This window comes from Bacillus sp. FSL R5-0416 (genome assembly GCF_037975425.1).
GTDB lineage: Bacteria > Bacillota > Bacilli > Bacillales > Bacillaceae > Bacillus > Bacillus subtilis.
The window spans coordinates 3,892,167-3,906,068 of sequence record NZ_CP150252.1 but is presented as its reverse complement, the minus strand read 5'-3'; the positions used below and the strand labels follow the sequence as shown (position 1 = coordinate 3,906,068).

Genomic DNA, 13,902 nt, shown 5'->3' with positions numbered 1-13,902 from the left:
GTAAGGAAGTGTTAATGTGAAAGGTGTTATTTTAGCCGGAGGAAACGGCTCACGCCTTATGCCCTTAACGAAAGCCGTCAACAAGCATTTGCTTCCTGTAGGCCCGTATCCGATGATATACTGGTCGATTATGAAGCTGGAGGAAGCCGGAATAAAAGACATTTTACTCATCAGCCAAAAAGAGCATATGCCGCAATTTTATAAACTGCTTGGAAACGGAGAAGAGCTTGGCGTTACTATCACTTATCAAGTACAGCCGGCAGCATCGGGCATTTCGGATGGGCTGTCTTATGCAAAGCGCTTTACGAAAAAAGAGTCTTTCATTTTATTATTAGGTGATAATATTTTTGAAGATTCATTAAAGCCTTATACAGAACGCTTTGAACAGCAGGGGAAAGGAGCAAAAGTGCTTCTGAAAGAAGTTGATGACCCAGAACGCTTCGGGATTGCTGAGATTGATGAGAAAAACAAGCGGATTCGTTCCATCATCGAAAAGCCCGAACAGCCACCGACCAACCTTTGTGTTACCGGCATTTATATGTATGATGCAGAGGTGTTTTCGTATATTGAACAAATATCACCATCAAAGCGCGGCGAGCTGGAAATCACCGATGTGAATAATCTATACATCGAAAACAGCCAGCTTACGTATGATGTGTTATCAGGCTGGTGGGTAGATGCCGGAACTCACGAATCGCTTTATCTCGCTTCCCAGCTTGTACACCAGGATTTACGGAAAGGACAGGACGAAAAGTGATGGCAAAATCATATTTAATTACAGGCGGGGCCGGCTTCATCGGGCTCACGTTTACAAAGCTCATGCTGAGGGAAACGGATGCGCGCATTACCGTTTTAGATAAACTGACGTATGCCAGCCACCCGGAGGAAATGGAAAAATTAAAGCAAAACAGCCGTTTTCGCTTTGTAAAAGGGGACATCAGCGTTCAGGAGGATATCGACCGCGCTTTTGACGAGACCTACGATGGCGTCATTCACTTCGCAGCAGAATCGCATGTGGACAGAAGCATTTCCCAAGCGGAGCCGTTTATCACCACAAATGTCATGGGGACATACCGATTGGCGGAAGCGGTCTTGAAAGGAAAAGCCAAGAAGCTGATTCATATTTCAACAGATGAGGTATACGGGGATTTAAAAGCGGATGATCCCGCGTTTACAGAAACGACGCCGCTTTCTCCTAATAACCCATACTCAGCCAGCAAAGCAAGCTCTGATTTGCTCGTGTTGTCTTATGTGAAAACCCACAAGCTTCCGGCCATCATTACACGATGCAGCAACAATTACGGACCTTATCAGCACAGCGAAAAAATGATTCCGACGATTATCCGTCATGCGAAGCAGGGCCTGCCTGTTCCGCTGTATGGCGATGGACTCCAGATCCGAGACTGGCTGTTTGCGGAGGATCATTGCCGCGCGATCAAGCTGATTTTAGAAAAAGGGACCGACGGCGAGGTGTATAACATCGGAGGTGGAAATGAACGCACGAATATAGAGCTGGCGAGTGCCATTTTGAAGCATCTGGGCTGTGAGGAATTGTTCGCCCACGTGGAAGACCGAAAAGGGCATGACCGGCGCTATGCGATCAATGCATCAAAGCTGAAAAACGAACTGGGCTGGCGGCAGGAAGTGACGTTTGAAGAAGGCATTGCGCGTACGATTCAGTGGTATACAGACAATGACCGATGAGAAGGTGATCTGATTGACAAAGGTATTGGTGACTGGGGCGGGAGGACAGCTTGGCTTGGAACTATGCCGCCAGCTGAAGCAAGCCGGATATGAGGTCATTGCGTTAACAAAGAAGATGATGAACATTGCTGACCAGCGCTCAGTACGGCATTCGTTTGGCCATTATCAGCCGGATATCGTGGTCAATAGCGCCGCGTTTACGTCGGTTGATCAATGCGAGAAAGAGCTTGATAAAGCGTACTTGATTAACGGAATCGGCGCTTATTATACAGCGCTTGAGTCAACCCGCATCGGAGCTCAATATGTTCATATCAGCACGGACTATGTATTCAATGGGAAAGGAACCCAGCCATATAGGGAAGACGATCCCCTCGATCCGAAAACCATTTATGGCAAAAGCAAAAGGCTCGGAGAAGAACTGATACGATTAACGACAAAAGACAGCACGATCATCAGAACATCGTGGGTGTATGGACATGGCGGCAGTAATTTCGTTGAAACCATGCTGAAGCTTGCTGAAACGAAACAAGAGCTTCGGGTTGTCAGCGATCAAATTGGTTCGCCGACTTATACGAAGGATTTAGCAGAAGCGGTCATCAAACTGTTCAGCCATCCGCCGGGCATCTATCATGTCAGCAATTCAGGCATATGCAGCTGGTATGAGTTTGCGACGGCAATTATGGAAGAAAGCGGGCTGGAAACAGCCATTTTGCCTGTAACGACAGAGGAATACGGGAACAAAACGCCCCGTCCGGCTTACTCTGTGCTGAGCCATCGGGCCATTGAAGAAGCCGGCATCCGTCCCCGCCACTGGCGGGAAGCGTTACGGGAGTATTTGCAGGAAAGGAGCAGTGCGTGTGATTGATGGAGTCAAGGTAAAAAAATTGAGAAAGCATAGCGATGACAGAGGCTTTTTTGCTGAGCTGGTCCGGGACGATGAGAATCTCCTTGAGCATTTTGGGCAGGCCTCTTGGTCGAAAAGCTATCCGGGTGTGATTAAGGCATTTCATTATCATGAGAAGCAGGATGATCTCTGGTTCTTCCCAACCGGCCACGCTCAGGTTGTCCTATACGATCTTCGAGAGGATTCAAAGACAAAAGGAGAAACGGACGTCTATTATATGGGCGAAGACAACCCGATGCTGTTATTAATCCCAAAAGGGGTGGCTCACGGATACAGAGTGCTGGGAGAGACGCCGCTGACAATTATCTATTTTACCACCATGTCGTATAACCCGGATCAGCCTGATGAAAAAAGAATTCCGTGGAATGATGAGACGATCGGTTTTAACTGGAACACTGAATTCAGATAAAAATAGGAACGTGATCAATCGAAGAGCAGAGGCATCTTCGACTTTTTTTGTCCTTTTTTAAAATAGGATAAAAGATAGGAAATGTCAGGCGGATGTTACTAGAAAAAGAGAGAGAAATCGTCCATTTGAACCTTGTATAAACAGGAAGGAATTCTCAATGAATTCCAAGTGTTAATATTCCTTAAAAAGCATTTACTTCCATGGAAAATGATGATAGATTAATTTTTAAGAAAAAGAACTGGTAATTCGCGAATTACGAAAAGGCGCTTTTTCTGCAGAGGACGCTCTGGCCAAATTTCAACAATCAATTAGGGGGAAATGTCATGTTAAAAAGAACTTCATTCGTATCTTCATTATTCATCAGTTCAGCTGTTTTACTATCAATCTTACTTCCTTCGGGCCAAGCTCATGCACAGTCTGCATCAATCGAGGCAAAAACAATTAACAGCACGAAAGAGTGGACCACTTCTGATATTGAAGTGACATATAAACCAAATGCGGTGCTTTCTCTCGGAGCGGTAGAATTTCAATTTCCTGACGGGTTTCATGCTACGACAAGAGATTCAGTGAATGGAAGAACACTGAAAGAAACACAGATTTTAAACGATGGAAAAACAGTCAGACTCCCGCTTACGCTTGATTTGTTAGGCGCATCCGAATTTGACCTCGTCATGGTGCGCAAAACCCTTCCGCGCGCAGGCACTTACACGATTAAAGGCGATGTAGTAAACGGTTTGGGAATCGGTAGTTTAAATGCTGAAACGCAGCTTGTGATTGACCCTCGTTAATAAATAGATTTTTAATCAGAGACTGAGATGTTTTCAGTCTCTTTTTTGTTGATTAAAAAAGCTGGTACGGATCTTGCATGATGATAAGGGTGAATCCAATGCAGAAAGGAATTGGCGGGCTGATTTTTTAAAGCGCTTACATTACAGCCGGCCAAAAAAACAATGAGGTGAAAAAGATGTCAGCAAAGCAAGTCTCGAAAGATGAAGAAAAAGAAGCTCTTAACTTATTTCTGTCTACCCAAACAATCATTAAGGAAGCCCTTCGGAAGCTGGGTTATCCGGGCGATATGTATGAACTCATGAAAGAGCCGCAGAGAATGCTCACTGTCCGCATTCCAGTCAAAATGGACAATGGGAGCGTCAAAGTGTTCACAGGCTACCGGTCACAACACAATGATGCTGTCGGTCCGACAAAGGGGGGCGTACGTTTCCATCCAGAAGTCAATGAAGAGGAAGTAAAGGCGTTATCCATTTGGATGACGCTCAAATGCGGGATTGCCAATCTTCCTTACGGCGGCGGGAAGGGCGGTATTATTTGTGATCCGCGGACAATGTCATTTGGAGAACTGGAAAGGCTGAGCAGGGGGTATGTCCGTGCCATCAGCCAGATCGTCGGTCCGACAAAGGATATTCCAGCTCCAGATGTATACACAAATTCGCAGATTATGGCGTGGATGATGGATGAGTACAGCCGGCTGCGGGAATTCGATTCTCCGGGCTTTATTACAGGTAAACCGCTTGTTTTGGGAGGGTCGCAAGGACGGGAAACGGCGACGGCACAGGGCGTCACGATTTGTATTGAAGAAGCGGTGAAGAAAAAAGGGATCAAGCTGCAAAACGCGCGCATCATCATACAGGGCTTTGGAAACGCGGGTAGCTTCCTGGCCAAATTCATGCACGATGCGGGCGCGAAGGTGATCGGGATTTCTGATGCCAATGGCGGGCTCTACAACCCGGACGGCCTTGATATTCCTTATTTGCTCGATAAACGGGACAGCTTCGGTATGGTCACCAACTTATTTACTGACGTCATCGCAAATGAGGAGCTGCTTGAAAAGGATTGCGATATTTTAGTGCCTGCCGCGATTTCCAATCAAATCACAGCCAAAAACGCACATAACATTCAGGCGTCAATTGTTGTCGAAGCGGCGAACGGCCCGACAACCATTGATGCCACTAAGATCCTGAATGAAAGAGGCGTGCTGCTTGTGCCGGATATCCTGGCGAGTGCTGGCGGCGTCACGGTTTCTTATTTTGAATGGGTGCAAAACAACCAAGGATATTATTGGTCAGAAGAAGAGGTTGCAGAAAAACTGAGAAACGTCATGGTCAGCTCGTTCGAAACAATTTATCAGACAGCGGCAACACATAAAGTGGATATGCGTTTGGCGGCTTACATGACGGGCATCAGAAAATCGGCAGAAGCATCGCGATTCCGCGGATGGGTCTAATTTGAGAAGCCTCCGCAAAATAATTTTGCGTTTGTTTTTTGCCTAAAGAGCAAAAATCGCAAAATAAATTTGCGTTCAAGATCGGAAATAGAGAAAGATGATCACCTGTTAGACAAATTTCTGTTCGATTCAACAAGTTTTTTCAGCAAAAGACAAGAAAATGGCATGATTCTTGCATTTTTATTCATATGCGAAGATATATTTCATAACACGAGGGGGACTACATATGACAGTCACATACGCGCACGAACCATTTACCGATTTTACGGAAGCAAAGAATAAAACTGCATTTGGGGAGTCATTGGCCTTTGTAAACACTCAGCTCGGCAAACATTATCCGCTTGTCATAAATGGAGAAAAAATTGAAACGGACCGCAAAATCATTTCCATTAACCCGGCAAATAAAGAAGAGATCATTGGGTACGCGTCTACAGCAGATCAAGAGCTTGCTGAAAAAGCAATGCAAGCCGCATTACAGGCATTTGATTCCTGGAAAAAACAAAGACCGGAGCACCGCGCGAATATTCTCTTTAAGGCAGCGGCTATTTTGCGCAGAAGAAAGCATGAATTTTCAAGCTATCTTGTGAAGGAAGCGGGAAAACCGTGGAAGGAAGCAGATGCGGACACGGCTGAAGCGATAGACTTTTTAGAGTTCTATGCGCGCCAAATGTTAAAGCTCAAGGAAGGGGCTCCGGTGAAGAGCCGTGCTGGCGAGTTCAATCAATATCATTACGAAGCGCTTGGCGTCGGCATCGTCATTTCTCCATTTAACTTCCCGCTCGCGATTATGGCGGGAACAGCGGCGGCAGCGATTGTGACAGGAAATACGATTCTCTTAAAACCGGCTGACGCAGCCCCGGTAGTGGCAGCAAAATTTGTCGAGGTCATGGAGGAAGCGGGTCTGCCAAACGGCGTTCTGAATTACATTCCGGGAGATGGAGCGGAGATCGGTGACTTCTTAGTTGAGCATCCGAAGACACGGTTTGTCTCATTTACAGGTTCCCGTGCAGTCGGCTGCCGGATTTATGAGCGAGCCGCCAAAGTGCAGACGGGCCAAAAATGGCTCAAACGGGTAATTGCAGAAATGGGCGGAAAAGACACAGTGCTTGTCGACAAGGACGCTGATCTTGACCTTGCTGCATCCTCTATCGTGTATTCAGCATTTGGATATTCAGGACAGAAGTGTTCTGCGGGCTCCCGCGCGGTCATCCATCAGGATGTTTATGATGATGTGGTGGAAAAAGCTGTGGCGCTGACCAAAACGCTGACTGTCGGCAATCCAGAAGATCCTGATACGTATATGGGTCCCGTGATTCATGAAGCATCCTACAACAAAGTGATGAAATACATTGAAATCGGCAAATCTGAAGGCAAGCTATTGGCCGGCGGAGAAGGCGATGATTCAAAAGGCTACTTTATTCAGCCGACGATCTTTGCAGATGTTGATGAAAACGCCCGCTTGATGCAGGAAGAAATTTTCGGCCCGGTTGTTGCGATTTGCAAAGCGCGTGATTTCGATCATATGCTGGAGATTGCCAATAACACGGAATACGGATTAACAGGTGCGCTTCTGACGAAAAACCGTGCGCACATTGAACGTGCGCGCGAGGATTTCCATGTCGGAAACCTATATTTTAACAGAGGATGTACCGGAGCAATTGTCGGCTATCAGCCGTTCGGCGGTTTTAATATGTCAGGAACAGACTCAAAAGCAGGCGGTCCCGATTACTTAATTCTTCATATGCAAGCCAAAACAACGTCCGAAGCTTTTTGATTTGAGAGAAATAAAATCGTGCGATTCTTTAGAGGATCGCACGATTTCAACTTTTTGATCAGGAGGACAATTTATGCAGTATACAAAAATCAGTCACATGAATCCGGCTGAAAGAGTGGAGGCGCTGACAGCATCTCTGGTCAGCCTCAGCAGCGTGAACGGCACCGTTGGAGAAGGGACAAAAGCAGATTTCATCAAAGAAGTGATCACGAGCTATCCTTATTTTCAGGAAAACCCCAGTCATGTGTGGGAACAGGCCATTCCCAATGACCCATACAATCGCAAAAATATTTTTGCGTTTATTAAAGGACATGGAGAAAGCCGAAATACAGTCATTTACCATGCCCATCTGGATACAGTTGGAATTGAAGATTTCGGCCCTTTAAAGGATATCGCTTTTGATTGTGAGAAATTGGCCGAGTATTTCAGCCGCTATGAGTTCGATCAGGAGGTTCAGCGGGATGCCAAATCAGGCGATTGGATGTTCGGAAGAGGATCTGTCGATATGCAAAGCGGCATCGCCGTGCATTTAGCCAATCTCCTGCATTTTTCGGAGAACCTTGAGACGTTGCCGGGAAATGTATTGTTTATGGCCAATCCCGATGAGGAGAGCCAGCATTCGGGCATTCTCGCCAGCATTTCAGAACTGAACCGGCTAAAAAAAGAAAAACAGCTTCACTATTTGGCTGCTATTAATACGGATTTTATTACCCCGCTTTACGATGGTGATCAGACAAGATATATCTATACCGGAGCCGCGGGAAAACTGCTGCCTTGCTTTTACATTTACGGGCGTGAAGTCCATGTTGGCGATACACTGGCAGGGATTGACCCAAATTTCATTTCATCTGAAATCACAAGCCGTCTCCACAATAACATCCATCTGGCAGAAAAGGTTGAAGGGGAGTTGGTTCTGCCCCCATCCTGTTTGTATCAGCGTGATAACAAGGAATCCTATAATGTGCAAACGGCTGTCAGCACCAGCTTGTATTTTAATTGTTTTATTTATGAAAGAACAGCAAAAGAAATGATGGATTTGCTTATTGAAGTCACTGAGGAAGCATGTCGAGAGACACAACAAAAATTATCAGATTATTATGAAGAATATGCAAAAAGAGCCAACCTGCCAAAGAAACATTTATCATGGGACATTCAAGTGTATAGCCTGGAGCAATATTTAGAAAAGCTGAGAAACCGGGGGATAGATCCCGAGCAGTGTATCGAGCAGACATTCAAAGCCAACGAGCACCTTGAACTTCGCATGAGATGCTTTCAGGCAATCGAAGAGCTTCAAAAGCTTGACCCCGATCAAGGCGCAAAAGTCATTCTATTTTTCGCACCTCCTTACCTGCCGCATAACTATTTGAAAGAAGATAGCGCAAGAGATCAGCTTTTGCAGCATGTGATTAAAGAAGCGGCTGACAAAACCGCTGAATCGACAGGCGAAACATTTGTCTTCAAAAAGTTTTTCCCCTACTTGGCAGACGGCAGTTTTTTATCACTGCACGAAACCGATGGCGAAATTGATTCTTTTATCAGGAACTTTCCTGGGTGGAATAGGATTGGGACCATTCCGTTCAAAGACATACGCAAGCTGAATATTCCATCCATTAATATGGGTGTGTACGGAAAAGACGGCCATAAATGGACAGAACGAGTCTATAAACCGTACACATTTCATGTATTGCCTCTCCTCATACAGCAAACCACCGTTCACCTTTTGCAGAGCTACCGGATGACCATCACGGCAAAAGAACCAAAGGGGGAAGGATGATGCAGAATCATAAAAATGAATTGCAGCGCAGCATGAAAAGCAGGCATTTGTTTATGATTGCTTTGGGAGGGGTGATTGGCACTGGGCTGTTTCTAGGCTCTGGCTTTACCATTAGCCAGGCGGGACCGCTCGGCGCCATTGCCGCTTATATCATCGGCGGATTTTTAATGTATCTCGTCATGCTTTGTTTAGGAGAATTGGCTGTTGCCATGCCGGTGGCCGGATCGTTTCAGGCCTACGCCACTAAATTTCTGGGACCGTCGACAGGCTTTATGATTGGCTGGCTGTATTGGTTCAGCTGGGCGAATACAGTGGGGTTAGAGCTGACGTCAGCAGGCATTTTGATGCAAAGGTGGCTGCCCTCCGTTCCGATCTGGATATGGTGCCTCGTGTTCGGCATCGTCATCTTTTTGATTAATGCGCTCTCTGTCAGAAGCTTTGCAGAAATGGAATTTTGGTTTTCAAGCATCAAAGTGGCGGCGATCATTTTATTTATTGTGATTGGCGGAGCCGCTGTGTTTGGCTTGATTGACTTTAAAGGCGGACAGGAGACACCCTTTTTGTCTAACTTTATGACTGATAGAGGACTTTTCCCTAATGGGGTGCTGGCCGTTATGTTTACGCTGGTCATGGTGAACTTCTCCTTTCAGGGAACGGAGCTTGTCGGCATTGCGGCAGGGGAAAGTGAAAGCCCGGAAAAAACACTGCCAAAGTCCATTCGAAATGTCATTTGGCGCACGCTGTTTTTCTTTGTGCTCGCTATGTTCGTCTTGGTTGCCATCCTTCCGTACAAAACGGCGGGGGTGATTGAAAGCCCATTTGTAGCGGTACTCGATCAAATCGGCATCCCATTTTCGGCAGATATCATGAACTTTGTCATCTTAACAGCCATTTTATCTGTTGCTAATTCGGGGTTGTATGCGGCGTCGCGTATGATGTGGTCACTTTCATCAAATCAAATGGGTCCATCCTTTCTCACCAGACTGACAAAAAAAGGCGTGCCGATGAATGCCCTGCTGATTACGTTGGGCATTTCAGGCTGTTCGCTGCTGACAAGTGTCATGGCCGCAGAAACAGTGTATTTATGGTGTATCTCAATCTCGGGCATGGTGACAGTTGTCGCGTGGATGTCCATTTGTGCGTCGCAATTTTTCTTTCGCAGACGTTTCCTTGCCGAAGGCGGAAATGTGAATGATCTGGAGTTCAGAACGCCGCTTTATCCGCTAGTCCCGATGCTCGGATTTTGTTTATATGGCTGCGTGTTGATCAGCCTTATTTTCATTCCGGATCAAAGAATCGGCTTATACTGCGGTGTGCCGATCATTATTTTCTGCTATGCATACTATCATCTAAGCATCAAAAAGCGTATAAATCATGAACTTATTGAAAAAAAGCAGACAGAGGCGCAATAGAAAAAGCTCTCCGGGAGGCCGGAGAGCTTTTTTACGCGTTACATCCTCATGTATTTTTAGAATGAAATATAGAAATATATAATGGGATTTAAATGAAAATAATAAAACCTATAAATATTTCGTTTGAATTGTAAATAGTGAAAAAACAATGCTAAACTATAATACAACTTTTATGATAAGAAGATTATGGAAGAGGTGTTTGAGAAAGAATGAACAGCAATCAAAACAATGACACCAAAACAAAACATCATTTTCCGTTATTGTTGGCACTGGCTTTAACGATGGGGGTATTTGCAGCCGGATCTGAAGAGCTTGTGATCTCACCGCTGCTGCCGGATTTAGCAAAAGCCTTCAGCTCAGATGTCAGTGTCCTTGCATTATCTATCAGTATTTACGGCATTATGATTTTTATCGGTGCGCCGCTTTTGGTTCCATTAGGCGATAAATACTCCAGAGAACTGAGCTTATTGGCCGGGCTTATGATCTTTATCATAGGAACGGTGATATGCGCTTTGGCTCAAAATATTTTTTTCTTCTTTTTAGGCCGGGCGCTTTCGGGATTGGCTGCGGGAGCGTTTGTTCCGACCGCTTACGCAGTTGTCGGTGATCGTGTTCCTTATACATACCGGGGCAAGGTGATGGGACTGATCGTTTCAAGCTGGTCGCTGGCGCTGATTTTCGGAGTGCCGCTCGGATCATTTATCGGCGGCGTCCTGCATTGGAGATGGACGTTTTGGATTTTCGCCCTGATGGGTGTTTTAGTTGTCCTGCTGATTCTCCTTGAAATGCGCCGCCATGCCCAACATAAAAACAGCGGCAAGGAAGAAATAGAAGAGCCGGCAGGAACATTCCGGGATGCGCTGAAAGTCCCTCGTGTACCTGTTTATATCACGATAACTTTTTGTAATATGATTGGTTTTTACGGTATGTATTCCTTTTTAGGCACCTATCTTCAAGACGTTTTTACCGGAGGAAACACGGCTGCGGGCTTATTTATCATGATTTATGGAATCGGGTTTTCCATGAGTGTGATTACAGGAAAGATAGCCGACCGCATCGGAAAAATGCGCTCCCTTTTGATTGCGCTGGGGGTCATCAGCGTTCTGCTGGCGTGTTTACCATATGCGCCGGCGTCTATGTTTCTGTTAATCGTCAGCCTATTTATTTGGGGATTAATGCAAAGTTTGACGGTGACGCTGCTCAGCACCATTTTGAGTGACTGCTCAGAGCGTCATCGCGGAAAAGTCATGGTGTTTTACAGCCTCGCCTCGAATCTGGCCGTGACATTAGGTTCTGCTTTAATGGGACCCGTCTATGTGGCATACGGCTATGCAGCTGTCGGATTGATTTGCGCAGCCATCACAGTCCTCGGATTTGTGCTCAGTATATTCGCATATAAAAAGTACGGCAAACTTGAGCAGAAGGCCGATCAGTCCTTATCTCAATAAACAAAGTTTCTAAATTCCTATAATTAAAAACCCTTTATAAAGGGTTTTTTTGTTTGTATGGGAATAATTATCAATATTTTCAAAAAACATTGACAGTTCAATTGCCGCTGGATAAAATTTACTTAAAATTTTAAAAGATTGGTTGGTGCTCATGATTATATTGGATAATAGCATTCAGACAAAAAAAAGAACTGATTCACTATCCAAACTCATTACAGTCAACACGCTCGGCCCTGAGGGGACAAGCAGTGAGTACGCAGCAAAGCATTTCATTTCCAATTTTACTCTTCTACAAGGGCTGAACAGTAAATTGTCCTTGCATGATACTTTTGAATCATGCATCGAAAGGACGCTCCAAAGCCCGCTGGAATATACCATCGTCCCACATGCTTACGATGGCATTAAGCATTTCTACATGAGGCCGGATTTGCAGCTATTGCAGATCTTCAGGTGCGATACACCGATGTACGGCCTGGCTGTTCGTCCTGATTTTGAATTCAGAGACGATATGCTTGATACATCTGTTATTGTTTCACATCCTTCACCTATTAATTTAATCAAATATTTTACCCGCAAAGATGTTCGTTTCAAACTAGTCAATTCAACCAGTCAAGCCGCAAGAAAAGTAAAAGAAGGTTTGTATGACATTGCCTTAACCAATGAGCTTGCACGGCAAAAGTACGGGCTAACCTTTGTAAAAACATTCAAAAGCATTCCAATGAGCTGGTCATTATTTGGAAAAGGAGACGTTGATGATGAAAACTAAAGAAGATATGCAGGAGCTTTATTTCCCGACACCGAAATTAATTGAATGGGAAAACGGAGTGAGGCAGTATTCAACCGTACGAGGGGATACTGAAGTATTAATGTCTTACGTCCCGCCGCATACCAATGTTGAACCCCATCAGCATAAGGAGGTCCAAATCGGCATGGTCGTTTCTGGCGAGCTGATGATGACTGTCGGAGATGTGACAAGAAAAATGACAGCCTTGGAATCTGCCTATATCGCGCCGCCGCATGTGCCTCACGGGGCAAGAAACGACACAGACCAAGAAGTGATTGCTATTGATATCAAGCGGCTGAAAGCTGATGAAACATATACAAGTCCTGAGGACTACTTTTTGGATATTTTCAAAACAAGAGACCTGCTGCCGGGCATGGAAGTCACGTTCTTTGTTGAGGATTGGGTAGAAATTATGCTTGCCAAAATCCCTGGAAATGGCGGAGAAATGCCTTTCCATAAACATCGGAATGAACAAATCGGCATCTGCATCGGCGGCGGCTATGACATGACGGTCGAAGGCTGCACAGTCGAGATGAAATTCGGCACAGCCTATTTCTGTGAGCCTCGTGAAGATCACGGTGCCATCAACCGTTCGGAAAAAGAATCAAAATCGATTAATATCTTCTTCCCGCCGCGCTACAACAGAGCAAAAGCAAAAAAAATGAAGGCGAATGAATGATCATGAACCTCACCGATAAAACCGTCCTCATAACAGGAGGCGCATCAGGCATTGGTTATGCTGCGGTTCAGGCTTTTTTGGGCCAGCAGGCCAATGTGGTTGTGGCGGATATTGATGAAGCGCAGGGAGAAGCAATGGTACGAAAAGAAAATAATGACAGGCTGCACTTTGTGCAAACGGACATCACAGACGAAGCTGCCTGCCGGCACGCAGTTGAATCGGCGGTTCATACATTTGGCGGACTCGATGTCTTGATTAATAATGCAGGCATCGAAATCGTGGCGCCCATTCACGAGATGGAGCTCAGCGATTGGAACAAGGTGCTGCAAGTCAATTTGACCGGCATGTTTTTAATGAGCAAACATGCACTCAAGCATATGCTGGCCGCCGGCAAGGGCAACATCATTAATACGTGCTCTGTCGGCGGACTCGTGGCATGGCCTGATATTCCTGCCTATAACGCCAGCAAAGGCGGGGTTTTGCAGCTGACTAAATCAATGGCCGTTGATTATGCGAAGCATCAAATTCGCGTGAACTGCGTATGCCCGGGGATCATCGACACACCGCTGAATGAAAAATCATTCCTTGAAAATAACGAAGGCACACTTGAAGAGATCAAAAAAGAAAAGGCGAAGGTAAATCCGCTGCTGAGGCTTGGGAAACCTGAAGAAATCGCAAACGTGATGCTGTTTTTAGCCTCGGATTTATCAAGCTATATGACCGGAAGCGCCATCACCGCAGACGGAGGATACACCGCACAATAGAGAAGGAGTGT

At 45.6% G+C, this 13,902-nt stretch carries 13 protein-coding genes; all 13 read left to right on the top strand.

Annotation, left to right across the window (positions count from 1 at the left end):
* Positions 1-16 precede the first annotated feature (16 nt).
* Entirely contained in the window at positions 17-757 is a 741-nt protein-coding gene (locus NYE20_RS20625; RefSeq protein WP_017696230.1) for a sugar phosphate nucleotidyltransferase, read from the top strand.
* The gene (rfbB, locus tag NYE20_RS20620; protein WP_161621144.1) at positions 757-1,704 is read left to right on the top strand and encodes a dTDP-glucose 4,6-dehydratase; all 948 of its coding nucleotides are present in this window, start codon (positions 757-759) and stop codon (positions 1,702-1,704) included. Before NYE20_RS20625 ends, rfbB begins: the two co-directional genes overlap by 1 nt.
* Positions 1,705-1,717: 13 nt before the next feature.
* Positions 1,718-2,569, top strand: coding sequence for a dTDP-4-dehydrorhamnose reductase (gene rfbD, locus NYE20_RS20615; protein ID WP_015250965.1), 852 nt, complete (start codon positions 1,718-1,720; stop codon positions 2,567-2,569).
* The gene (locus tag NYE20_RS20610; protein WP_032727110.1) at positions 2,562-3,017 is read left to right on the top strand and encodes a dTDP-4-dehydrorhamnose 3,5-epimerase family protein; all 456 of its coding nucleotides are present in this window, start codon (positions 2,562-2,564) and stop codon (positions 3,015-3,017) included. Before rfbD ends, NYE20_RS20610 begins: the two co-directional genes overlap by 8 nt.
* Before the next feature lie 323 nt (positions 3,018-3,340).
* Positions 3,341-3,805, top strand: coding sequence for a biofilm surface layer hydrophobin BslB (gene bslB, locus NYE20_RS20605; RefSeq protein WP_014478326.1), 465 nt, complete (start codon positions 3,341-3,343; stop codon positions 3,803-3,805).
* Positions 3,806-3,981: 176 nt separating this feature from the next.
* Positions 3,982-5,256, top strand: a complete 1,275-nt coding sequence (gene rocG, locus NYE20_RS20600; RefSeq protein WP_161621145.1) for a glutamate dehydrogenase — start codon at positions 3,982-3,984, stop codon at positions 5,254-5,256.
* Positions 5,257-5,482: 226 nt separating this feature from the next.
* The gene (gene pruA, locus NYE20_RS20595; protein ID WP_161621146.1) at positions 5,483-7,030 is read left to right on the top strand and encodes an L-glutamate gamma-semialdehyde dehydrogenase; all 1,548 of its coding nucleotides are present in this window, start codon (positions 5,483-5,485) and stop codon (positions 7,028-7,030) included.
* Positions 7,031-7,103: 73 nt separating this feature from the next.
* Entirely contained in the window at positions 7,104-8,804 is a 1,701-nt protein-coding gene (locus NYE20_RS20590; RefSeq protein WP_161621147.1) for a M20/M25/M40 family metallo-hydrolase, read from the top strand.
* On the top strand, positions 8,804-10,216 hold the full coding sequence (locus NYE20_RS20585; protein ID WP_128442099.1) for an amino acid permease: 1,413 nt from the start codon (positions 8,804-8,806) through the stop codon (positions 10,214-10,216). The genes NYE20_RS20590 and NYE20_RS20585 overlap by 1 nt, the downstream gene beginning before the upstream one ends.
* A gap of 209 nt (positions 10,217-10,425) precedes the next feature.
* Positions 10,426-11,664: an MFS transporter gene (locus tag NYE20_RS20580; protein WP_133954536.1), complete on the top strand. Its 1,239-nt coding sequence runs from the start codon at positions 10,426-10,428 to the stop codon at positions 11,662-11,664.
* Positions 11,665-11,815: 151 nt separating this feature from the next.
* Complete coding sequence (gene bacA, locus NYE20_RS20575; RefSeq protein ID WP_009968341.1) at positions 11,816-12,430, top strand: prephenate decarboxylase; 615 nt, start codon at positions 11,816-11,818, stop codon at positions 12,428-12,430.
* Positions 12,420-13,127 (top strand): 3-((4R)-4-hydroxycyclohexa-1,5-dien-1-yl)-2-oxopropanoate isomerase, encoded by a 708-nt coding sequence (gene bacB / locus NYE20_RS20570; RefSeq protein WP_041850399.1) that lies wholly within the window; start codon positions 12,420-12,422, stop codon positions 13,125-13,127. The genes bacA and bacB overlap by 11 nt, the downstream gene beginning before the upstream one ends.
* A gap of 2 nt (positions 13,128-13,129) precedes the next feature.
* Positions 13,130-13,891, top strand: a complete 762-nt coding sequence (gene bacC / locus NYE20_RS20565; protein WP_047183594.1) for a dihydroanticapsin 7-dehydrogenase — start codon at positions 13,130-13,132, stop codon at positions 13,889-13,891.
* Positions 13,892-13,902 lie beyond the last annotated feature (11 nt).